This is a genomic window from Cohnella baijiui (assembly GCF_020731285.1).
GTDB lineage: Bacteria > Bacillota > Bacilli > Paenibacillales > Paenibacillaceae > Cohnella.
In genome coordinates, this window is the sequence record NZ_JAJFOW010000002.1 from 158326 (window position 1) to 180214 (window position 21889).

Sequence of the window (21889 nt, forward strand, 5' to 3'; positions counted from 1 at the left end):
AAAGCGAAGGAGTGGGTAATTTGAGATCGGACATCTATAATTGGGCGCCTCTAACCATACCGGAAATAAATGATATCTTCTCTAAAATTCCGATTCAATGGTGCATTGCCGGCGGTTGGGCACTGGATTTACATCTTGGTAAACAAACACGGGAGCATAGTGATGTAGACATTGCGATCACAAGGGAACAGCACCTGCTTGCATATCCATATTTGAGTCAAGATTGGGTTTTATATAAAGCAGAAGAAGGAAAACTTACTCTTTGGCAAGACCAGGAATACTTGCACACAACAAATGATATATGGGTGAGCAGAAGTAAAGATACCCCTTTTGTTTTTCAAATGATGCTATTGAATACAGCGGGGCCCTCGTGGATATACAATCGAAATCACTTGATAACAAGACCGGTTGATGAGTTATTTCTGAAAACAATGGAAGGAATACCTTACATGAGACCCGAGATTCAGCTTCTTTATAAAGGAGGGGCTTCGCAAGTAAGGGAGAAAGACTGTCTAGATTTTCAAACCGTACTGCCCATTCTTTTACCGCAAGAAAAGGCATGGCTGAAATCTTCACTAAACTTTCAATTTCCAGATGGACACGATTGGATTCCTTATTTATAACCGTTACTTCAAACGAAGGCAGCTGATGCCCGGCGGAAAGTTGCCTTAAACAGAAGAATAACCCTGAATCGTGCAAGGCGCTCAAACCAAACAACCTCCCACCCTGACCGAACGGGGCGGAAGGTTGTTTTTCGTCTGAAGCCTTGCCGTTAAAGGAGACCGTTTTATTTCGCGACCGGATCCGCCTGTTCGACGTCGGGGAGGTAGGCGCCCTCTTCCTTCAACCGGCCGCGCAGACGGCCGACGTCGACCGCGTGCACGTCTCCGCCCGGCAGCCTCGCCGCAAGCGCCGCAGCCAGACCCGCCGCTTCGCCCATGGCGAGGTAGACCGGCATCACCCGCACGCTGCCGAGCACCCGCCGCTCGCACGACACCGAGCGTCCGGGCGCGCGACGTAATCCTTCACCGTCAGGATGTAGTCGCCCATGATCCGCCGCGACTCGCGCGTTCCGAACGACGACCTCTTTGCTCCGCGACGGCGAAACGGAACTTGTTCGCCCGCTTTACGCATTCAGCGCTTTCTTTAACGCTTCCAGATTGTTTTTCATGAGTCCGATGTAATCCAGACCGTTCTTTTGATCCTCATCGGTCAGCCCTTCGATCGGGTTCAGCACGTCCGTACGGGCTCCGATTTCGTCCGCAACGGTTTTCGCCACTTTCGGGTCGACCAGCGTTTCGAAGAAGATCGTCTTGACCGCGCGTTCCTTGGCGAATTTCACAATGTCGGCCATCTGATCGGGCGAAGGCTCCTGATCGGGGGAAAGTCCGGCGATCGGCACTTGCGTGAGCCCGTATCGTTTGGCGAGATAGCCGAACGCGGCATGCTGGGTGACGAACGCCTTCATCTTCACGTCCTGCAAGCCCGCCCGGTAGGCTTCGTCCAACGCTTGGAGCTGAGCGATGTAGGCCTTGGCGTTGTTCTCGTACGCCGCTTGGTTCGCGGGATCCGCTTGCGAGAAAGCCGCCTGGATCGAAGCGACCTCTTGCTGGGCCAGCACCGGATCGAGCCAGACGTGGGGATCCATGGCGTGACCGTCTTCCCCGGCATGATCGTGGTGCTCCTCTTCTTCCTCGGGCAAGCCTTCCATCAATTCGATGCCTTTGCTCGCTTCGACGACGATTCGCTTGTCGTTCGCCGCGCTGGAGAGCGCTTGCGGGACCCAACCTTCCACCAAGCCGTTGTAGACGAAGACGTCCGCTTCCTTCACCTTCGCCATGTCTTTGGCGCTCGGCTCCCAGTCGTGCGGCTCGGCGCCCGGCGGAACGAGCGCGACGACGTCCGCATGCTCGCCCCCCACCTGCTTGCTGAATTCGTACATCGGATAAAACGTGGTGACGACCTTTAGCCTTTTCCCGGCGTCCGAACCGGCGGATGGGCTCTGCGACGCTCCATTCGCATTTTCTCCCTTGCCTCCGCAACCGGCCAGGAGCAGCGCCAAACCGACCGCGACCGCCAACGACTTGGCAAAACGTGCTTTCATGTTCATGTCCTCCTATATCCTGAATCGTTTCGTATGGTTGAGAGTCCGTGGCGGACCCTCAAAGCTCGGACCGCTCCTCGGCGAGACGCGGAATCGGAGAAGAGACCGGCGTCTGCGCCTCCGGTCGGGAGTGCGGCCTTCTTTTGCCCAGCTTCCGCCACGCCTTCCTGACGCCGATGCCGCCCGCCCATAGAACGAGCAGCACGAAAGCGATCGTCCCGCCCGGCGGGGTGCTCCATTCGTAGGAAGCCGTCAGGCCCGAAAATACGCCGACGAGTCCGAACGTCATGGAGAGAAGGAGTGCCGCGGCGAAGCTCGACGCGATCCGGATCGCCAGCGCCGCGGGCAGCACCATCAAGGAAGACACCAGCAGCACGCCGACGATCGGCATCGCCGCGGCCACGATCATCCCCGTCAGGATGCTGAAGCAAAGAGAGATGGGCCGCACGGGCAGCCCGCTCGCCTTCGCCGTATCCTCGTCGAACGCGATTTGATAGAGAGGGCGGCGGAAAATCGTAAAGAACAAGCCGCCGACCGCCGCCACGAGGATCATCAGCATCATCTCGGTCCGGTTCACGGCGACGACGGACCCGAACAGATACGACGAAAAGCTTTTGTTGATGCCCTGGTTCAAACTCATCAGGATGACCGCGGTCGACAAGCCGCCGACCATGACGATTGCGACCGCGATGTCGCTGTACGTTTTGTAGAATCTGCGGACATACTCCACCACGATGGCGCCCAGGACGGCCACCGCGAAGCCGGTCAACGTTGGGTTGAGATGCAGATAGGCGCCGGCGGCCACGCCGGCCAGCGAAACATGCGACAGCATATCCGCCATGAGCGCCTGACGGCGGAGCATCAGGTAGACGCCGAGCACCGACGCCAGGAGCGCGATTAGCCCGCCGGTGAAAAATGCCCGCTGCATGAAGTCGTAGTGCAGCATTTCCAGCCACCGCCCTCCTTTCGCTCCAACGTGACGGTCCGATCCAGGTAATCTTCCGCCTCGGACAGACCGTGGGTAACCATGATGACCGTTCGCCCGCGGTCCTTGACCTGGTGGCGCATCAGGTCGTAAAAGCCGAGCCGGCTTTCCTGATCCATGCCGGTCGTGGGCTCATCCAATACGAGCAGATCGGGCGTCTGCGCCAGCGCCCGGGCGATGCACACCCGCTGCTTTTGCCCGCCGGACAGCTCGCCGATTCTGCGGTGCCTCAGCTCCCACATGCCCATTTGGCGCAGCGCCTGCTCGGTCTGACGGTGATCGTCCGGCCGAAGCTGCCGCAGCCAGGAGCCGCGCGCGAATCTCCCCGAGCGGACGAACTCCAGGACAGTGCTGGGGAATCCGCCGTTGAAGGCGGCGATCTGCTGCGGGACGTAGCCGATGCCGAGCTTGGCGCCTTCGGCATTGCGGCTCGCGAGCCGCACCTCGCCTTTCCATGGCTGCAGCAGTCCGAGCAGCAGCTTGAGCAGCGTCGTTTTTGCGGCGCCGTTCGGTCCGGTGACGGCGACGAATTCGCCCGCGTAAATCGCGAGATCCGCGTCGTCCAGGCAAGGAACGTCGCCGTAGCCGAAGCGGACGCCCTGCATTGAGGCGAGCAGCAACGCGATCCCCTCCTTTCTCCCTCCCAAGGGATAGCCGGATCTTCGATCCGATTTCCATTTTATATGTAATAATTACTATTTAGGCGAAAAAAAGAAAGAATCAAGCTCTTTTATAGTAATTATTACGCTTAAACAAGTGTAGCAGCAGCTTTCTCTTCCGTCAATCGGTTGTTTCCAAGAAAAAACGGGCGACCCGCGTCCAGTCCCGCTTTCAAAGCCGAGAAGCTTTGAATTTCAAGACTTGCCGGGCTTCTTGCCAACGTTGCGCCACTTCGACTGGGGCCAAGGAAAGTTTACCGTTACGAGAGCCTTCCGATAGACGGAAGGATTCGGTCGGAGCTAAGTTTGCCAACCGACGCCGTCGATCCGAGAGGAAATGGGCTTGAAAAAGCCGTTTGGTGTGGATGTTCGCGAACGATGGCGTTCTATTCGAAATTTCATATACAAACGGACCGTGAAATCGCAAAATCGATAAATAAGCACGAAAAAACGAATACAATTCGGCCTTTTCTCGGTACAGCGGCCATTTGTATTCGAATTTTCGCATACAATCCGACGCCGCACAGATGGCAGCAGCGGAAGGTCTGCTCCGCCCAGAAGGTGGCCGGCGAAGACCGCTCGGACGCGACGCAGGCGACAATGCGTCGTTACGGCATTGGCTTGCGGAAATTCATGCGCCATTACGACATTGAATTGCAGAAATTCGATGCGTCATTACGGCACTGACTTGCGGAAATTCATGCGTTATTACGGCACTGACTTGCGGGAATTCAAGCGCCAATTCGGCACTGGCTTGCGCTAGACCTTTGCGGAGCTGTTGAAAGCCGCCGGCCTGGCCGACGGCCATGATCTTCGCCCTTTCGTTAAGACTGCTTCCATTCCTCTTCCGTCACATCCGCCATGACGGCCATCGCTGCCTTGCTGCCGGAAGCGGCCGCATAGATCAGTTGCGAAGGCATCACATAAGCCGTATCTCCGGCCGCGTATACGCCGGCCGCGGTCGTTCGACCCCACTCGTCGGTGTCGATGCCGCCGTTCGGGGTCGTTTCGTAGCCCAGCGCTTCCTCGAACCGGACATTCGGAATCAAGGCGGGGCCTACGAAGCCTCCGCTGCGCTCAATCTCCGTCCCGTCGGCGAACCGCACTCGCTCCAGATGGCCTTCGCGCCCGACCATGGCCGCGATCGGCGTATCGATGATCCGGATGTCCCTGGTGGCCAGCAGCCGCCGCTCTTCTTCCGTTAGCATATCGGCATGGCCGTTGGTGCATACGACTACATCCCGGCTCCAATGGAGCAGCAGCTTCGCGACGTGCATGACGCCGGGTTGCTCTCCCACGATGACCAGCGGCCGGTCGCGAAGCTCCCACCCGTCGCAAAACGGACAGTTGAACAGGCTTTTCCCGTAACATTCCCGCAGTCCCTCGATGTCAGGCAGCGCTTCCTTCAGCCCCGCCGCCAGAATCACCCGGCGCGCCTCCACCTGCTCGCCGTTCGAGGTGCACAGGACGAAGCCGTCGCCGACTCGGCGAATATCCGCGACCTCGGCAGGGATATGCTCCACCGTTGGATAGCTCAGCACCTCCGTATAAGCGATACGCCGAAATTCCGACGGCTGAACCCCGTCTCTCGTGATGAAGCCGTGAGAAGCGTGCGTCACGCCGTTCCTCGGCTTGCTGTTGTCCAGCAGCGCGACGCGTTTCCGCGCCCGTCCGAGCACCAGCGCCGCATTCAGCCCCGCAGGTCCGCCTCCTACAATCGCGCAATCATAACGCATTCGAGTTTTCCTCCATTCGTCTTGCAGATTTTATAGACTTATGATGTCCATAATAAAAGTAGACAATCGTATCCATGGCGAGCATCCGAACGATCCCTTCCTCGCCCGACAGAACAGCTGCTTTAATTAAGGATTTCATGAATCCATAATAACCACAATAAGAATCGCGTGTCAATGGACCTGGCAACGAAATGTCGAACCGGGCAGCGCACCGCCGCGTCCGATTTACATCCCCATTTTCGTGCCTCTCCCGGCGCGCGTGGCGCCGAAGGCTCCATGCTTCAGGACGCAGCACGATGGTGGCGGTCGCACACCAAGGCGAACGAAATGCCGACATGGCCGCCCTTCTTCGCAGGAGAGCGTTAGGCGTAAAGCCAAGAAGCCTTGAATTTCTCAAGGCTTCTTGGCTTTACAAGTCGAAAGAGGGACGAGGCGAGCCGACAACCGTCGCGCTAGCCGAATCGCGGTCGGGCGGTGCCGCCGGCGGCGGATCGGGCCTGCCCCCGGTCAGCCGTCAGCCGCCTTTCTTTTCCAGCATGACCGGCACGCGCGGCTCCATCCGCATCCGAATCGACTCGGCCCCGGCCGGGAATTCCCGCAGCCGCTCCCGGCCGCCGCCGGACATGCGGTACGCGGCGAATTCCGCGGCCTGCCAATCCTCGGGCAGCGCCCATTCGCGGTCGCTTCCTTGCCGGCTGTACAGATAGATCCGGTCGCCGAGCGGAATAAAGCGGTCATCGTTGTCTGCGATCGCAAGGCGTCCCCAGCGGACGGCCAACTGCTCCGTCTCTTTCCGAATGTCTACCGTCACGCCGTCCCCGTATCGGATGAATACCCGCTCCTCGTCCTCCCGCCACTCTACCATTTCCCGGGCCAAATAAAATTGATAGAGCAGCGAGCCCAGGTAAATAATATCGACGATCTGCCCCCACTTGGATTCGAAATCGTTCGCCAGGAACTGTTCCCCGAGCAATCTGGTCGGTTCGCCCCGGTACAGAATGTCGGCATCGAAGGAAGCTCCCTTGCCCCAGACGATGGCGTTCAGATCGACGCTGCCGCCGCCGACGATCTTGCCGTGGTACAGCAGCGAGGGGGAGTAATGCCAGTAGGCGCTGAAGAGGCCGGCGTCTTCGATCGGCATGCCGTTCTGCCCCTCCGTCGAAACGTCGATGCCCCTTTCGCGGAAGTAGGCGAGAATCGGCAGCATCCCGCAAATCAGCTCTTCCACCGGCCCGATGTAGCCGCCATCCGGCTCCCAGCTGGCATTCGTGTTGCGGAACGCGTCCACTTGAACGGTGCGCGACACGGGAACCGCCTGCAGGAACGCATCGATTCGCCGGAACGCCTGGCCGCTCTCCACGTCTTTGGTGTGATTGATATGAAAGGCGCGCTGCTTGGCCGTGTCGAGCCAGATCCGCGACTCGCCGTCGGGATCGCGGCTCAGAATGGCCGGATCCCAGTCAGGAGCGTCGACGTAGGCGTCGTCGAGATTGATATGGTAGCTGACGATGCAGTTGTAGTCTTCCCTCGCGCGACGGACGAGCTCCCGCAATTCCTCGCTCGCCCGCTCCGGACGCTCGGCCAGCTTCGGATTGATGCGATCGAGCGACGGATACCCCGTATCGTGTCCGTCGAACTGCCAACCGACCAGATAAGCGACCTGAGGGACACCTCCCGTGACATTGTGGATGTGACGGATGATTTCGAGCGTCTCCTTGAAGGTGGTCAGCACGCCCCGCTCTTTCTCCGCGTTGAACACCTGGTACCAGATCGATTGTTTATACAGCGGATCGGCGTCCGGGAACCGGCGGTTCAGCCATAGCTGATAATCGCATTCGTCCGCCGAGCCGTCGCCGTTGATATCTTCGAGAAACACCGCCTTCAGCCGCAGCGGCTCCATCGTCCGGTTGCGGACCCGGTACCGGTAGGTGCCGGGAGCGATCGAGAACCCGCCGGCCCGGCCGACGTACCGCTTGTCTTCCGACAGCCGGGTCTCGAGCGGAAGCACCGGATCATTCGTTTGTACGAAGCAGCACAGACGCCCGTCGAAGGCGCATGCGTGCATGGTCGGAACGTCGGCCCGGTCCGGGATGGCGTCGCCGATCCTGTCCCGGACCCGTACGCGGTCGTACAAGCCTCTGCCGCCGCCGGGAATCAGCTTCCAGCTTTTCTGCCGCGCCTCCGTCCGATCGAACCGAAAGGACGGATGGTCGCACGACAGCAAGGGCATGCCGATCCAGTCCAATCGTTCCACGGGCTCGGAAGCATCGTCCGTCACCGTGACGGTCAGATCGACCGAATGACCTTCGAGGCGGTACGCCATCTCGATGCTCAGATCGGCGCGCAGCCGGCGCAGCTGGTAGGAAACGGCCGTCCGGTCCGCGGACAGAGAGACCCGGATGTCCCAGTCTCCCCAATCCGTCGTCTCGCCGTTGACGGCCAGACGTCCGTCCGGTCCGCTGCCCCCCATCCTGGTCTGGGTCGGTTTGTGCCAATATTGCCGAACGCCCGGCCATTCATGCATTTGAACGGTCAGCCATTCGTTTTCCAAGGTATGCATACGGTTACCTCCACTCTTTCCGTCTTACGGTTGGCCCAGCTTCTGCTTCAGTTCCGCGTATTGCCGCGTGTATTCCGCTTCCAGCTTGCCCACGCCGAGCTGATCGGCCACCTTTTGGAAGCTGTTGAACGTCGATTCGAAGTTCGCGTCGGAGCTGGCGAATACGAGCTTGGTCACGTAGTCCTCCTTCAACGATTTGAGCTTCGCGGCGATCACCCCGAATTCGCCGGCGCTGTCGATCTTGAAGTTGAATTCGGGGAAAAACTTCATTTTGGGCGCCATCAGCTTGTCGTACGCGACCTTCTTCTCGTCCGAAGGGTCCCATTGGACGGCGTTGGCCACGGCCCAATTGTCGATCAGCAGAATCGGTTCGCCGAAGCCGACTTGGTTCCACGTCCCGTTCCAATCTTTGTTCAACGCGTCGGCGAAAGGCTTCGTCCGCGTCGGCTTGCCCTGCGAGAAATAGTCGTTCTGAACCGCTTGGTCGTAGTAAAAGTGCGGGCCGTCGGCTAACGTTTGGAAATCGTCCGCGTTTTTCCCCTCGACGCCGAGGAAGAAATCGACCTGCCCCTCCTTGGACGCCGCGTATTCGAGCAGCTTCATGGTACGCTCCGGATTTTTGTTGCTCTTCGGAATGACGAGCGCCATCCAGCCGGCGGGGACCGTCGCGTACATATAGGAGTCGAACGGCTGCAGCATCTCGAATTTCGTATTCGGATTGTCTTTGGGCGGGGCGGCGTTTTCCGCCGTCGCGTTGTAGGCCCAGACGATCGAATCGCCGGCGGCGACCTTCTGAGCCGTCACGTCGTTCGTATTGACGAACGACTCCTTGGTCAGCAAGCCTTTGCTCGCCATCCGGTATCCGAATTGAAGCATGTCCTTCCATTTCGGATCGCGGATCTCGTTCTTGACCTCGTTGCCGTCCACGTAGTAGGGCGCGATGCCGAACTGGGGAACGAACCAGCCCAAGTCGCCCGTATGCTGGCTCTTGTCGCCCAGGTACGGGATTTTGTCGGGATGGTTTTTCGCCATCCGTTCCAACGCGTCGATGAATTTGTCAGGCGTGGACGTGTCCGGACGGCCGATCTCGTCGTAGTAGTCTTTCCGGACGACGAGCTGCGGCAGCCACACGGGCGCGAGCCCGGCGTTTTTCTTCGCTTCGTCCAGATATTTCTCGGTCTGGTAGCCGGAGACGAGCTTATACGTCTTGCCGTCCTTCTCCTTGAAATTCGTCAACAGCTCGGGGCCGTACTGCTCGTTCAGAATTTGGCGCAGCTGAGGCGCGTAGCGGTCCATCAGCTCATCCATGTCGTACAAATAATTGCCGTCGATCAACTGTTGCAGCATCTTGTTGCCGGCATCGACCACCATTACGTCGGGCAGACTGTTGCTGGCGATCATAAGCGCGATGTCCTTGCCGTCCCCGTCGTCCTGCACGGGCTTCTTGACCGTGAACCGGACGCCCGTCTTCTCCTCGATCCGCTTGGCGCCCGGTCCCGTCCAGTCGCTGTACCAGGCTCTGTCCGAATACAGGCTTAGCGTCATCGGCGTGTCGGCCCCGCCCGGCGACGCCGAGGACGCAGTCGATCCCGACGTCGGCGTCGCGCCGCCGTTCGCGTCGTTTTGGCCTGCGCATCCCGCAAGCAAGGCCATTCCCATGCCGCAGGCGAGCAAGACGGACAAGCCCTTTGCCGATTTCCTCATTGTTTTGTTTCCTCCCCTGGTTTGTACCTGTCATTTTATATCATCAGGCCCGCAAGCCTTTGATACCGTATCCGGAACGCCGGGCGCTACGCCTTGATCGCCCCGACCATCATGCCCTGCACGAAATATTTTTGAATGAACGGATAGACGATCGTGATCGGCAAAATGGTGACGATCAAGGTGGCGTATTTGATCGCCTGCAGCGTAGACAGCGGATCCGTCCGCATGCCGGGGGACATATTTTTCATGTTCTCCATAATCGAGTTGTCCGACAGCATCCGCACGATGATCGTCGGCATCGTCCACAGGTTTTGGTTCGATACGTAATAGGCGGAGGAAAACCAGTCGTTCCAATGGTTGACGGCCACGAACAGGGCGACGGTCGCCAGCACCGGCTTGGACAGCGGCAGGATGATCCTCGCGAAAATATAGAACTCGCCGCCGCCGTCCACTTTTGCCGACTCCTCCAGCTCGGCGGGCATTTGCCGGAAAAAGGCCATAAACAGCAAGGCGTGATAAATGCTGAACAGCGCGGGAACCAGATACACCCAGAACGTATTGAGCAGTCCCAGCTTCTGATAAAGCAAGTAATTCGGAATGAGCCCGCCGCCGAAATACATCGTGACCAGCCCGACGATCGAATATGCCTTTCGGAACATCAGCCGCTCTTTCGACAGCGCGTAAGCCGCGATCGCAGTGAACAGCACGCCGGAGACCGTGCCGAGCACGGTGCGCGCGACCGTGACGAGGAACGATTGGAGCAGTTGATGGCTTTTGAATACGTAAGCGAAGTTCTCCAGCGTGAACTGCCGCGGAAACCAGTACATCTTTCCGCCCGCCGCGTCGATCGGATCGTTGAGCGCGTAGATGAGCAAGTAATAGACCGGATACAAAGTCGCCAGCAGCGCGAGGACGGATACGGCCAGCACGATCGCGTTTACGACCTTATCCTCCGTCGTCAGCCTCAAGTAAGCGTGCATTGGAAGTCATCCCCGTTCGGCTTGATTTAAAACAGCCGGTTGCCGGACACCCTGCCGGAAAACCAGTTGGCGATCAGCACCAGCAAAATGGCCATGACCGATTGGAAAAAGCTGACGGCCGTCGCATAGGAGTAGCGGGTCAGCTCCAGCCCCATCTGCAGCGAGTAATACTCGATCACGTAAGACGTCTCTTTGTTGAAAGAATTGCCAAGCAGCACCGATTGATCCAGATTGCCGTTAAACAGCGTCCCGATATTCAGGATGAACAGGATCGAGAACAACGGGATCAGCTGGGGCAGCGTAATGCGAACGATCCGTTGGATCCGCCCCGCTCCGTCCATCTTGGCCGCCTCGTACAGGTCCGGGTTGATGCCGGAGATGGCCGCCAGATAGATGATGGCCCCCCAGCCGACGCCCTTCCAGATGCCGATCAGGACGGACAAGGGCCGGAACAGCCCCGGCTCCGTCCAGAACTCGATCGGATGCCGGACCAGATGCAGCAGGAGCAGCGACTGGTTCACCATCCCCTTCGGGTCCAGCAGAAAAATCCACATCGAAGCCACCATGGCGAACGAGATAAAGTTGGGCAGGTAGCTGCTCGTCTGCACCAGCTTTTTGAACCGCAAAAACGGAATTTCGTTCACGATCAGCGCGAACAACAGCGGCGCCGGAAACACGATCAGCATGTTCAGCAAGCTCAGGATGACCGTATTTTTCATCGCCATATAAAAGCTTGCGTCCGAGAACATTTCGGTGAAATTCGCAAGACCGACAAACCGGCTTCCGAACAAGCCCGACGAAAGGTCGAATGCCTGAAACGCGATCAGGTTGCCGGCGATCGGAATGTAGGCGAAAATCAGCAAAAACAGCATGCACGGCCAAATCATCAACTGCAGCGGCAGCTGCGACCGGAACGCCCGGAATGTCGATGGACGGCTTCGCGTTCGTCTCTTCTCCGCTCCAAACATCGTTTCTTCCCTCCCTGCCCATGAGCATAACACCCGGACTGCGGCGCCCGATACGAGACAGGTCTAAGGTTTACTGTTACAAATCTAAGCGATTGCCCGCGCCTTGCTATGCGACAAAAAAAGCCTCCATCGGGAGGCTTTTCAGAAACGGCCGAGCAGCGGTTTTCGCGTTTACTCCTCCATCCCCGCCCGTTCCGTATCGGGCAAGATCGGATGAAGCAGCACGACCGTCGTTCCCTTCCCCGGGCGGCTGACGACCTCGAGCCCGTAAGGCGCCCCGAAATAGTGCTGCAAACGTTCATGAACGTTGAGCAGCCCAAGACCGCCTTCCCGCTCCTGCCGGAACGCGGCGTCCGGATCGAGGAGGCGGATCCGGATGTCTTCCGGAATGCCGGGGCCGTTGTCGGAGACGCACAGCGCGATTTTCCCTTCCTCCAGGCTCCCCTGGATCACGATCATGCCTTCGTCCCCCTTGTCCGCGATGCCGTGCCGGATCGCGTTCTCCACGAGCGGCTGCAGCACGAGGCGCATGAGCGGCAAGTCCAGCAGCTCGTCCTCCACCCGGAACATCACCGGAATAGGACCGTCCCGACGTGCCGTCTCGATGCGCAAATACGAGCGGAGCAGCTCCAGCTCGCGGCGAACGGTCGTGAGCGCCCGGCCCCGGTTCAGCGTCAGGCGGAATAGTGACGCCAGGGAGCTCGCGAGCTCGCCGATGTCGCCGGCGTCGCGAGCTTCCGCTTTCCAGCGGATCGTATCCAGCGTGTTGTACAGAAAATGCGGATTGATCTGGTAGTTCAGCACCTCGAATTCGAGCTGCTTTTTTCGCTTCTCGGACGCCTTCGTTTCCCGCAGCAGCCGTTGAATTTCCCGGATCATGTTATACATCCCGCGGTACAGCCAGCCGATCTCGTCCCGCCTTCCGGCGAACCGCGACTCGACGACGGCCGCTTCGCCGAATCGGTGGCGCACCGCCGCGCGCATCTCCCGGACGAGGGAGGAGATCGGATTCGTATAGGTCACCGTAATGTACGCGGCGAGGGAAATGGACAGCAGGAAATAGAACAGCAGGAAGGTATAGTTCAGCCGGCTCAGGACGGAGACGGGATTGTCCAAGTCCTTGACGGGCGTAATGCTGACCAGCTTCAGCTCGTCGTCCTTCAGGGTCGTGACGCTGACGAGCGATTTCCGGCCGCCGTACGTCAAGGTCGTCGACGCATCGGCGCGGCCAAGCGCCCGGATCAGCCCCGCTTCGAGCACCGTATCGTCGTACTTGCCCTTCGTCGAATAGACGAGCCGGTTGTCCTTCGTCAGCAGCAGAAGAAGCTGGTTCGGGAATTGCTTCACCGGGTAGATGAAGTCGGCCAGCACGGACGGGCGAATATCCATGACGACGACGCCGAGCGGTTCGTACGTCTTCAGGCTGTGCAGCCGCTTGACGCTGCCCAGCGTCGGTTCGAGAATGACCCCCGGCAGCTCGGCGGGTTCGAATACCTTCCAGTACGACCGGCCGCTCGTCACGATTTCGCGATACCACGGCTGCGCGCCCACGTCCGACATGCCGTACACGGAACGCATGTACGTCGGCATCGCGTACGGATCGAGCGGCAGGACGCGGATTTTGAACAAGGCGTTGGAGTAGTTGATGTCGTCCACGAAAGAGAGTAGCTCGTCCGTGAAGACGATCTCGTCCGACCGCAGACGTTTGCCCTTGCTCATCAGCCGCTGCATGTCGTCGGACGCCATCAGCTTGTCCTGCTCTTTCTCCACGTAGCGGAAGTAGTAATTCAAATTTTTCCCCGTCAGGACGACGGCGTCCAGATTCGTGCTTCGGATCGTCTTCTCGGATTTGGACAGCGCGATATATCCGACCAGCAGAAACGGTACGACGATCAGAATGAAAAAAACGAACAGGACCCGATAACGCATGGACAGCCGGTTCCAGCGCAGCCGCTCATTCATCCGTCCGGATTCCTTTCTGATTGCGATATTCCTTCGGCGTCAGGCCCGTCGTCCTGCGGAACAGCCGGGAGAAATAAACGGCGTCCCGGTACCCGACCAGGCCGCCGATCTGATACACCTTCAGGCCGACGTCTTGCAGCAGCTCCTTGGCTTTCTCCATCCTCAGCCGGGTGATGTAGTCCAGCACGGTGGAGCCGTGATGCTTTTTGAACAGCGTGCTGAGCCATTCCGGCGTGACGTACGCCTGCTCGGCAATCGCCTGCACGGTGAGCGGCTCGGTGAAGTGATCCCTTATATACCGTTCGGCCGCCAGCAGCACTTGGTTCCGCGGCGTCCCGCGCAGCTCCTCGTTCACCTGCAGCAGCTCCCCGGCCACGAACGCATGCAGCGCCTCCACCGTGTCGTATGCCTGCACGCGCTCCCACAGCTCCAGCGGGTTGCGGCGCCAGCGTTCCTCTTTCCACCCCGATTTGCGCGCCGCTTCGAATACGTCCAGCAGCCACTCGAACGCCCGGTGGTGCAAATCCCGCAGCTTGCCGACGTTCCACTCCCGAACGAGCAACGGGAATTGCGCCGTCGCTTCCGACACGTCTCCAGCATCGCCGTGCTTCAGCAGATCGACCAGCGCCTGCGCGCCCGACAGCATATCGACTTCCCGGAACGCCTCCGCGTCTTCTTCCTCCCCGGAACCGTACAGGCGAATGCGCTCCAGCCGCTCCAGCGCCTTGCGGTACAGGACGCCCGGCGTTTCGTTCTCCTCGCCTTCGACGAACGCGATGCTGACGCCGACTTTGACGTACGTCCGCATGCGACTCCTCAGCACCGGTTCCCATTCGTCCAGCCGGATCCTGGCGTCGCGACTCCCGCCGGGAGACTCGCCAAAGACGACGATCCACCGGTCGTGGCGGGCCGAGCGGAACCGGACATAGGGTCCCGTCGTCCTGGCGTATTCGTACAAGGAATATTCCAGCACGTTGCCGATGGCGAAGCTGACGAGACCCGGATCGGCAGCTTGCTCGCGGGAAGATGCGACCCGCAGATTGTCCGCTTCGAGCACCATCAGAACGAGCGGACCGGTCGTCAGCCAGATCAGATCGTGCGTTTGCAGTTCCTTGCACAGCTGCGCCGACGGCTCTCCGCCCGAGGGCGCTTCGACCGTCCGCTGGAGGAGCTCCTCCTTCAGCTTCGGCATCGCATGCTCCATCAAACGCAAGCTTTCGAACTGCCGGTCCTCCTCTTCCAGCCGGGCGATCGCCCGACCCGCCACCTGGGCCAGCTCGGCCATGTCGACCGGCTTGAGTAAATAATCGACGACGCCGTATGCCATCGCCGCCCGCGCATATTGAAAATCGTCGTAACCGCTTAGAATCATCACTTTTCCTTGAAACGACAACGTATCGTAAAGCTCCCGAATGAATTCGATGCCCGACATTTTCTTCATGCGGATGTCCGTCAGCACCAGCCGAATGCCCGGTTCCTCGCGGATCCGCTCCAGGGCGGATACGCCGTCGTCCGCTTCCAGGACGCGATCGACCCCCAGCTCTCGCCACACCGAATGGCGGACCAGACCTCCGCGGATGTTCGGTTCGTCTTCCACGATCAATACGGCATACACGGCAGCGTCCTCCTTCCCGGTCCCTCTCCACCCAGCATAGCATCCGCGACGGGGGGCACCTATTAGACAAATTTAAAGTTTACTGGGACAAATGCCAAGTCGGATGCCGCCGGAAACGAAAAAGAACTTCAAGGCCGGAGGCGTCTTTGAAGTTCTTTTCCCCGCGTGAGCCGCTACGCTTTCACTTGCTTCAGGTTGCGCACCGCGTAAATCGCGACCCGGGATCGGCTCACTCCTTCGCGGAGGCGGTTTGTCCATTCATTATACTAAATTTTGCTTTCGACCACGCACGAATGTCGGCATGCACGCGGCTTGACCGGCGGAAGTCGAATCGTTTACGATGGACATCACAAATCTATAATTAACGTTTTTTGCGGAAGGAGGAGCGGTTCATGCAGTATTCCAAAAGCACGGATTATGCGCTGCACGCCTTGCTTCATTTGGCTAACGCGAATCGTCCGCACCATATCGGCATCAAGGAATTGGCTTCGACGCTCGGCGTTTCGGAAAGCTATCTGTCCAAGATCATGTCCAAGCTGAGGCAGGACGGCATCGTGCGCGCGGTTCCGGGGGTGAACGGCGGATACGAGCTGGCGCGGCCTGCCGATCGGATTACCTTTTTGGACGTGGTTCAAGTGATCGAAGGAAGACAGCCGTTGTTCGAATGCTCCAACGCCGGCTCTCGGCAGCACCGGCTGCTCGCCGAAGAGGAAGCCGGGCATCCGCATCCGGACCGTCCCGAGGAAAACGTATGCTTGGTCGAAAAGGTCATGGACGGCGCGGAACAACATTTGTACGCTTATTTGCGGCAGCACACGATCCAGTCCGTATTGGACGAGGCTTCCCGGCGCCGCAGCCGGGAAGCCAGCAAGAAGTGAAAGGCTTCTTGCGCTTGTAAACGTCAAAAAGGTTGAGCAGCCTGTATCAGCCGCTCAACCTTTTGACGATCGACTATTTCTTTTTATTTCGTATAACCGAGCAATCGGAACAGCATGACGGCCGCTTCCGCCCTTGTCGTAGACGACTTCGGATGGAACGATCCGTTGCTGCCTTCGAGGATGCCCGCCTTCTGCATCAGGCTCACCGCTGACGCAGCATAAGCAGCAATGTTCGCATCATCGCCGAACGGAGTCTGCTCGCCCTTCGTTTCCGGTTGAATCTTCAGCGCTTCGAACGTGCGTTGAACGATTACCGCCATATCCTGCCGCGAGATTTGTTCGCTCGCTCCGAAGCTGCCGTCCGGGTTGCCGTTAACGATGCCAAGAGACTGCGCGGCTGCTACCGCACCGTAATACCAGTCGCCGGGATGAACGTCCGAGAATCCGTGGCTGCCACTCGCAGCTGCCGACAGTCCGAACATTCTCGCCAGCATCGACACAAATTCGGCTCTGGAAACCGGGCGTTTCGGAGCAAAGCTGCCCTCGCCCGTTCCTTTAATTATCTCCCGCGCCGCCAGCGCTTCGATGCTAGTTTTTGCCCAGTCGAGCGACGCGATATCGTTGAAGCTTACCTCTTTATAATAAACCGCGTAGTCTCCGGCTTGCGAAGCGGTGAACACCACAAGACCCGTGTCCGGATGATAGACGCCGTTCACAACGACTTGAAGTTGGTCGGCCGCATCAATATAGCTGACGATCACCTTCAACGTGTCTTCTCCCGGCTTCAGTTGATAGGGAACCGCAACCTGCAGCGCGCCGTCCACCGGAAATTCGGTCGGTTGTCCGTCCAGTTCCGCGCCTACCCGGTAAATGATGCCTTCGCCGATCGTCTGCGCGGTCTGCGGGCTCAAGTCCGTCCGTTCCACAGGAGTCGCAGTCGCTTTCGGTGTTCCGGCAGGCTCATCCGTACCTGTACCTGTTCCTGTACCTGTTCCTGGTCCCGTACCCGTGCCGGGCGTCGAAGGGGTTTCGCCTCCTGGGCCTGACCCGCCTGACGGACGGGCTTGCACAGTCACATCTGCCCGGGCAAGCAGCGCGGTTCCCTCTACATGGCCGTTGACGCTGAAAGTGCCCGATTGCGCATATTGCGATGGAGCGATGCTGTCCCACACCACCGGCAGCCTTGCCGAAGAATCGTCGCTGTAGACGACTTTGACGTCCGCCGGCAACTGTGGAGGCGTCCCGGCAGTCGTCGTCGCTTCGACCGGCTCGATCCCGACAATCGTCACGTCCTCACCATCACCCGTTACCGTAACTTTTGCCTTCGCGCGCAGCACCGTGCCCAGCACCGCTCCCTCCACCGTGAAGGAACCTGCTTGCGCATAAGCGGACGGGTCGATCGTATCCCAGATGACTGCCCGCGTCCCGGTTGTCTCATCTTCGAACGTAACGGCGACCTGGGCGGGCAGTATGGGCGCTGTTCCCGCGATCGTGTCGATATTCACTGGCGATACCGAGACGATGGCAGGGAGCGGCACGATTTCGCCCATGCCCATCTGGAAGTGATTCAGGTCGATCCAGGCGAGCGAAGCGGTATCACCGCCAATTTTGATCAGCGAAGTTCCATGACCCAAGTTGTTTGCGCCTGACCAAGCCAGCTTGCCGTCAACATACAGATCGTACGAATAATCAGCATGAACGACAGCCGTATACGTATGATACACCGTCGTATCCAACGTATAGCTCTTCGTCGCTTTGGATGGCATGTTAAGCAGCTGGCCTTCCTTCCCATGGGTCAGATAGAAGCTAATCAAGTATTCATCGCTTCGAATCGTAAATTCGTTTATCGTGTTTGCTTCGCTAATTTTTGCCCTCGCGGAGAAGCTGAACGCTCCTTTGGGCGCAGCAAAACCACTGCGAATCAAGTAGTACGCTTTGGCGGTGTCATCATCCCGTATCGATACGTATCCGTCATGCTGAGCAATCGATCCCGTGCCGGTGCCCTGACCGTACCAACCAGCAGTGTAATCGCTCATATCGTCGTCGATCAGATCCCATGCCGCTGCCGTCGGCGTCACGGCAAGTTCAGCCGAGGTCTCGCTCTCGCCCTTCGCATTGTAAGCCGATACGGCAAAGTAGTATGTCGTGCCGGCAGCAAGATCACCTACTTTGAAGTTATTCGTATAACCGATCGGAATTTTATTCGTATAGTTCCCGCTTTCCGTTCCGTACATGACGTAATACCCGGACGCCAAACTCACGCTGTCCCATTGCAAAGTAACTGTGTGATTGCCAGCGGTAGCACCCGTCAAGTTCGGCACAGCCGGCACAGATGCAGCCGGGGCAAGATTGAGGTTCACGTGGAACGCGGCCCCTTTAGCGGCTGCCGTCCGCACGGACAATTTGACCGTTGGACTTAATTGCAGCACTTTTACGCCGGGATCAGCTGTAATGACGCCTGTAGCCCCTTGGTGGATTTCCACCTCGATCGTATCCGTGTTCAATTGAGTCGGATCGGAGACGGACACAAGCAGGCTGGATCCCGTAACTTGCGTCATGACGGAAGCTTTCCGATTGCTCGTGATCCAGTCGGCGCCTCCAACGCGAACCGTCGCCAGCCCGTCGTTCCAGAAATTGGCCCCGACCATGTTCAGCTTCTTCTCCCTGACGGCTTGCACGCTCGAAGAGTTGACGAGCACCTCAATATCCGGATTGTCGGCATAGCTGCCCGTCTTTTCCGCCGTTGCGTTCGGCAGCGTCACGTATTCGTAAGTTGCGCCCGCGGGATTTTTGCCATGATCGAACCAGAGCGTCAAGTAGTTGCTCGTGATCGGCGTGCTCGGCGTCCCTTTTCTTCCGTCAATATCGGTATAGTTGCCGGTGCGCGACTCGCGCAGCGTATTTACGGTTGCAGGCTCAGGGAAATAATAGCCGATATCCGAACCGGGCACGGAGCCCGCCAGGTGCGCCCATTTGACCGACTTAAGCTTGGCATTCCATCCCGTATTCGTCGGTTGCGCGACGCCGTCCACGGTGAACGCGTTGTCTCCGGCGGCGCCGATTTTGCGATTGTCCACGATCGTCTCGATCGTTCGGCTATCGGTGCTCTTAATGCCCGCGCCGAGCGCGACGATCTCGTCGTCGAACATGAACCAGGATTTCCTGGCCGTCAGCGTGCTGAAGAGCCCGTCCAGCTCCATGCCGGATACGCCGTATGTGCCAAGCAAATCCGTACCGCCCACCCAGCTGAACTTGCTTTTCTTGGTCCCGCCCTTGCCATCCGTTCGGGCGAGCGTATCCACGGTGGTGCCGGGCAATCGGTAGGCGTTGACCGTCGGCCAGTAATTGTCGCTGAATTGGCCTAAATCGCCGTTGTACAAATACGTCATGCCATCCGCCGTATGCCAGCCCTTCAAATTCTCGGTGTGTGAGGATTCGAAGTTAGCGGTACGCGACGAGAACATATTGATCGCCATCGTGTAATCCGGACGACGCAAGACGGCCGAGTCCATGCCCGCGAACTGACGATAAGCATTCATTTCGCCGCGCGCCTCGATCGAGTCGTCCAGGACGATCGCCTTGGCTCTTTCGATATCGTTGATGGAATTATTTTTGTAAAAGTTGACATACTCATCAGATTGGACCCAGTGCTTGACCATGTTCTTGAAAGCCTGGGCATGCTCCGCCGGCGCGCTCTCGGACAACCGCATGACCGCCCGGATGATCCGTTGACCAGCCAGATGATCGGTAGCATAGGAGCGCGAAAGCTCTCGCCCGCGCGTCATATCCATGACCAAGCCTTTGTACATAACGGGTTCGAAGGAATCGTACACCCACTGATAGACGTTCTCTAGGTTCGGATCGGTCACCTGCCACGGAGTGCCGTTAAGCAGATAGAGCAAATCCGATAGGCTAGCCAGCATAGATGCGCCATAACCGCCGGTATACGGGAAGACTTCGTGCTGAATAAAGGAGCCGTCCCGGTAGAAGCCATCGCTAGTTGTCGTATACAGGAATACGTCGCTTAACCCGTCCCGGGCATGTGCGATTTTCGCGGGATCTTTGACGATAATGCCGCGAACGGTTACGACCTGGCTCTTCCAAACGCGGTTCGCGGCCGTCATATTGACGATCGGCGTGAAACGATCGACGGCATTCATATAGTTCGTGATTTGCGACGGCAGCAGTTGGTCGTACAGGAGGACGACCGTCTCGTTGAGCGCGATCGGCGCGCCGATCCACCAATCCCACCAGTTATCGGTCTGTTTGACGGTTTCGTTATAGCGGTTCTCATACATCCAATCCAGCGCCTGGCTAATATCCGACAACAACCCGGCATGATGGTATAACGCCGACCCTTTCGTCGAATAGGCAATCGCCATCTCTTTCAATCGCGTATACGACGCGGTCATATCCGCCGAACTGCGACAGTCACAATCAGAATCCGTCGCGCTGGCCAAGTCGCTCCACAAATACGTCCTGCCGGCAGACTTGTCCATGGCACTCCAATGGGATTGCGCTTTAGCGGTTACAACCGCGATTTGGGCGGCAATATCCGGGTCAAGCGGATCATAGTCGTCGCCGCCGGTAAGCATCGTGGCGATCTTCTTCCGCAGATTGTCGAATTCATCCGCGGCCGCCTCTTCCACTGTCACATGAGCAACCGGCCGGAGGTGCGTTCCGTCAACCGTGCCGAACACGTCGAATGTACCCGCCGTCATATATTGCGCCACTGGGATACTATCCCACTTGGCCGGCACGGGGGCAGTCGAGCTATCCGCATAGTTCGCGTTGACGGTAGCGGGCAAGACAGGCGCGGTCCGTGCGAGCGTCGTAACGGCAACCGGTTCGAAGCCCAATATCGCCACGACGGCTGCGCTCACCGTAACGGTCGCGGCGACGGGGATGCTCGTTCCCGTGACGTCCCCATGCACCGTGAACGTGCCTTCGCTTGCGTAGCTCGCCGGATCAATCGGCTGCCAGACGACCGGAAGCGCCGCTGTCGATTCATCATCGTACACGGCGGTCACGACGGAAGGCATCGCCGGCGGTTGGCCTGCCGACGTCTTGACCGTCACGGACGGTATCGCGACGATGGCGGCGTCGGACGGCAATATTTCCCCCGTTCCCATACGGATATGGTCGACGAGCAACTCCGCTTTCGAAGCGGAATCGCCGCCGATCTTAATCAGGGAAGTGCCGGTTGCAGAAAGCTTCGGTGCGTTCGCCCATACAAGAACGCCGTCCACGTACAGGTCGTACGTGTAATCGGCATGCGCGACCAATCGGTACGTATGGTAGATCGTCGTATCCAACGTTGCGGATTTGGCGGGACTCGTCGCATTGCTCTGCACTTTGCCGCTCGTTCCGTACGTTAAGTAGAAGCTGATCAGGTAGCTGTCGCTTCGAATGCTGATCTCGTTCAGCGTATTCAGCGCGTCGGCTTTCGCCTTGATCTCGAAAGTAAATGCTCCTGTAGGCGTAGCCATATTCTTCAGCAAATATCGGGCTTTAGCGGTGCCTTGATCGTGGATCGCCACAAATCCGTCTTCCTGTACAACCGCGCCGGTGCCGGTGCCGAAGTCCTCCCATCCCGTGGCAACGAAATCGGACATGTCGTCGTTGATCAAGTTCCACGGTCCGGCCGCTGCGCTGGCCCCCGAAGGCTTGCCGACCCATCCGGAGCCGAGCAATAAAGCGAAGCAAAGAAAGACCGCAATCATCTTCTTGAACATGCT

Annotated in this window: 15 protein-coding genes; 3 read left to right on the forward strand and 12 right to left on the reverse strand. The window is 58.6% G+C overall.

Going from position 1 to position 21889, the window contains the following annotated elements:
* The first annotated feature begins 11 nt into the window (after positions 1–11).
* Positions 12–623: a nucleotidyltransferase domain-containing protein gene (locus LKX83_RS02555; protein ID WP_370639005.1), complete on the forward strand. Its 612-nt coding sequence runs from the start codon at positions 12–14 to the stop codon at positions 621–623.
* A gap of 164 nt (positions 624–787) precedes the next feature.
* Here the strand turns inward: LKX83_RS02555 and LKX83_RS02560 are convergent, their stop codons facing one another.
* From LKX83_RS02560 to LKX83_RS02575, 4 genes are all read right to left on the reverse strand, one after another.
* On the reverse strand, positions 788–997 hold the full coding sequence (locus LKX83_RS02560) for an FAD-dependent oxidoreductase (protein ID WP_227880600.1): 210 nt from the start codon (positions 995–997) through the stop codon (positions 788–790).
* Between the two features lie 129 nt (positions 998–1126).
* Positions 1127–2104, reverse strand: a complete 978-nt coding sequence (locus LKX83_RS02565) for a metal ABC transporter substrate-binding protein (protein ID WP_227880601.1) — start codon at positions 2102–2104, stop codon at positions 1127–1129.
* A 58-nt stretch (positions 2105–2162) separates the two neighbouring features.
* Positions 2163–3056 carry a metal ABC transporter permease gene (locus LKX83_RS02570; RefSeq protein ID WP_227880805.1) on the reverse strand — a complete coding sequence of 298 codons (894 nt, stop codon included), beginning with the start codon at positions 3054–3056 and terminating at the stop codon, positions 2163–2165.
* Positions 3002–3709 carry a metal ABC transporter ATP-binding protein gene (locus LKX83_RS02575; RefSeq protein WP_227880603.1) on the reverse strand — a complete coding sequence of 236 codons (708 nt, stop codon included), beginning with the start codon at positions 3707–3709 and terminating at the stop codon, positions 3002–3004. The genes LKX83_RS02570 and LKX83_RS02575 overlap by 55 nt, the downstream gene beginning before the upstream one ends.
* 417 nt (positions 3710–4126) lie before the next feature.
* Here LKX83_RS02575 and LKX83_RS02580 point away from each other — a divergent pair, with 417 nt between their 5' ends.
* Positions 4127–4435: a hypothetical protein gene (locus tag LKX83_RS02580; protein WP_227880605.1), complete on the forward strand. Its 309-nt coding sequence runs from the start codon at positions 4127–4129 to the stop codon at positions 4433–4435.
* Between the two features lie 137 nt (positions 4436–4572).
* Here LKX83_RS02580 and LKX83_RS02585 read toward each other — a convergent pair whose 3' ends face one another.
* The 7 genes from LKX83_RS02585 to LKX83_RS02615 all read right to left on the reverse strand — a co-directional run bounded on the left by LKX83_RS02585 (position 4573) and on the right by LKX83_RS02615 (position 15273).
* Positions 4573–5484 (reverse strand): NAD(P)/FAD-dependent oxidoreductase, encoded by a 912-nt coding sequence (locus tag LKX83_RS02585; protein ID WP_227880606.1) that lies wholly within the window; start codon positions 5482–5484, stop codon positions 4573–4575.
* 514 nt (positions 5485–5998) lie between these two features.
* Positions 5999–8044, reverse strand: coding sequence for an endo-alpha-N-acetylgalactosaminidase family protein (locus LKX83_RS02590; protein ID WP_227880609.1), 2046 nt, complete (start codon positions 8042–8044; stop codon positions 5999–6001).
* Positions 8045–8068: 24 nt separating this feature from the next.
* Complete coding sequence (locus LKX83_RS02595) at positions 8069–9748, reverse strand: extracellular solute-binding protein (RefSeq protein WP_227880611.1); 1680 nt, start codon at positions 9746–9748, stop codon at positions 8069–8071.
* A gap of 86 nt (positions 9749–9834) precedes the next feature.
* Positions 9835–10728: a carbohydrate ABC transporter permease gene (locus LKX83_RS02600; protein ID WP_227880613.1), complete on the reverse strand. Its 894-nt coding sequence runs from the start codon at positions 10726–10728 to the stop codon at positions 9835–9837.
* A 26-nt stretch (positions 10729–10754) separates the two neighbouring features.
* Positions 10755–11696, reverse strand: a complete 942-nt coding sequence (locus LKX83_RS02605) for an ABC transporter permease (protein ID WP_227880615.1) — start codon at positions 11694–11696, stop codon at positions 10755–10757.
* Positions 11697–11867: 171 nt separating this feature from the next.
* On the reverse strand, positions 11868–13658 hold the full coding sequence (locus tag LKX83_RS02610; protein ID WP_227880618.1) for a cache domain-containing sensor histidine kinase: 1791 nt from the start codon (positions 13656–13658) through the stop codon (positions 11868–11870).
* Positions 13651–15273, reverse strand: coding sequence for a response regulator (locus LKX83_RS02615; RefSeq protein ID WP_227880619.1), 1623 nt, complete (start codon positions 15271–15273; stop codon positions 13651–13653). Before LKX83_RS02615 ends, LKX83_RS02610 begins: the two co-directional genes overlap by 8 nt.
* A 392-nt stretch (positions 15274–15665) precedes the next feature.
* Between LKX83_RS02615 and LKX83_RS02620 the strand changes: the two genes are divergently transcribed.
* The gene (locus LKX83_RS02620) at positions 15666–16151 is read left to right on the forward strand and encodes an RrF2 family transcriptional regulator (protein ID WP_227880621.1); all 486 of its coding nucleotides are present in this window, start codon (positions 15666–15668) and stop codon (positions 16149–16151) included.
* Between the two features lie 83 nt (positions 16152–16234).
* Here LKX83_RS02620 and LKX83_RS02625 read toward each other — a convergent pair whose 3' ends face one another.
* Positions 16235–21886 (reverse strand): polysaccharide lyase family 8 super-sandwich domain-containing protein, encoded by a 5652-nt coding sequence (locus tag LKX83_RS02625; protein WP_227880623.1) that lies wholly within the window; start codon positions 21884–21886, stop codon positions 16235–16237.
* Between the last annotated feature and the right edge of the window lie 3 nt (positions 21887–21889).

Coding starts and splice junctions, on each gene's coding strand:
- LKX83_RS02590 (WP_227880609.1), bottom strand. CDS start 8,044: ATGCATACCTTGGAAAACGAATGGCTGACCGTTCAAATGCATGAATGG.
- LKX83_RS02605 (WP_227880615.1), bottom strand. CDS start 11,696: ATGTTTGGAGCGGAGAAGAGACGAACGCGAAGCCGTCCATCGACATTC.
- LKX83_RS02620 (WP_227880621.1), top strand. CDS start 15,666: ATGCAGTATTCCAAAAGCACGGATTATGCGCTGCACGCCTTGCTTCAT.
- LKX83_RS02580 (WP_227880605.1), top strand. CDS start 4,127: ATGGCGTTCTATTCGAAATTTCATATACAAACGGACCGTGAAATCGCA.
- LKX83_RS02595 (WP_227880611.1), bottom strand. CDS start 9,748: ATGAGGAAATCGGCAAAGGGCTTGTCCGTCTTGCTCGCCTGCGGCATG.
- LKX83_RS02625 (WP_227880623.1), bottom strand. CDS start 21,886: ATGTTCAAGAAGATGATTGCGGTCTTTCTTTGCTTCGCTTTATTGCTC.
- LKX83_RS02600 (WP_227880613.1), bottom strand. CDS start 10,728: ATGCACGCTTACTTGAGGCTGACGACGGAGGATAAGGTCGTAAACGCG.
- LKX83_RS02610 (WP_227880618.1), bottom strand. CDS start 13,658: ATGAATGAGCGGCTGCGCTGGAACCGGCTGTCCATGCGTTATCGGGTC.
- LKX83_RS02565 (WP_227880601.1), bottom strand. CDS start 2,104: ATGAAAGCACGTTTTGCCAAGTCGTTGGCGGTCGCGGTCGGTTTGGCG.
- LKX83_RS02585 (WP_227880606.1), bottom strand. CDS start 5,484: ATGCGTTATGATTGCGCGATTGTAGGAGGCGGACCTGCGGGGCTGAAT.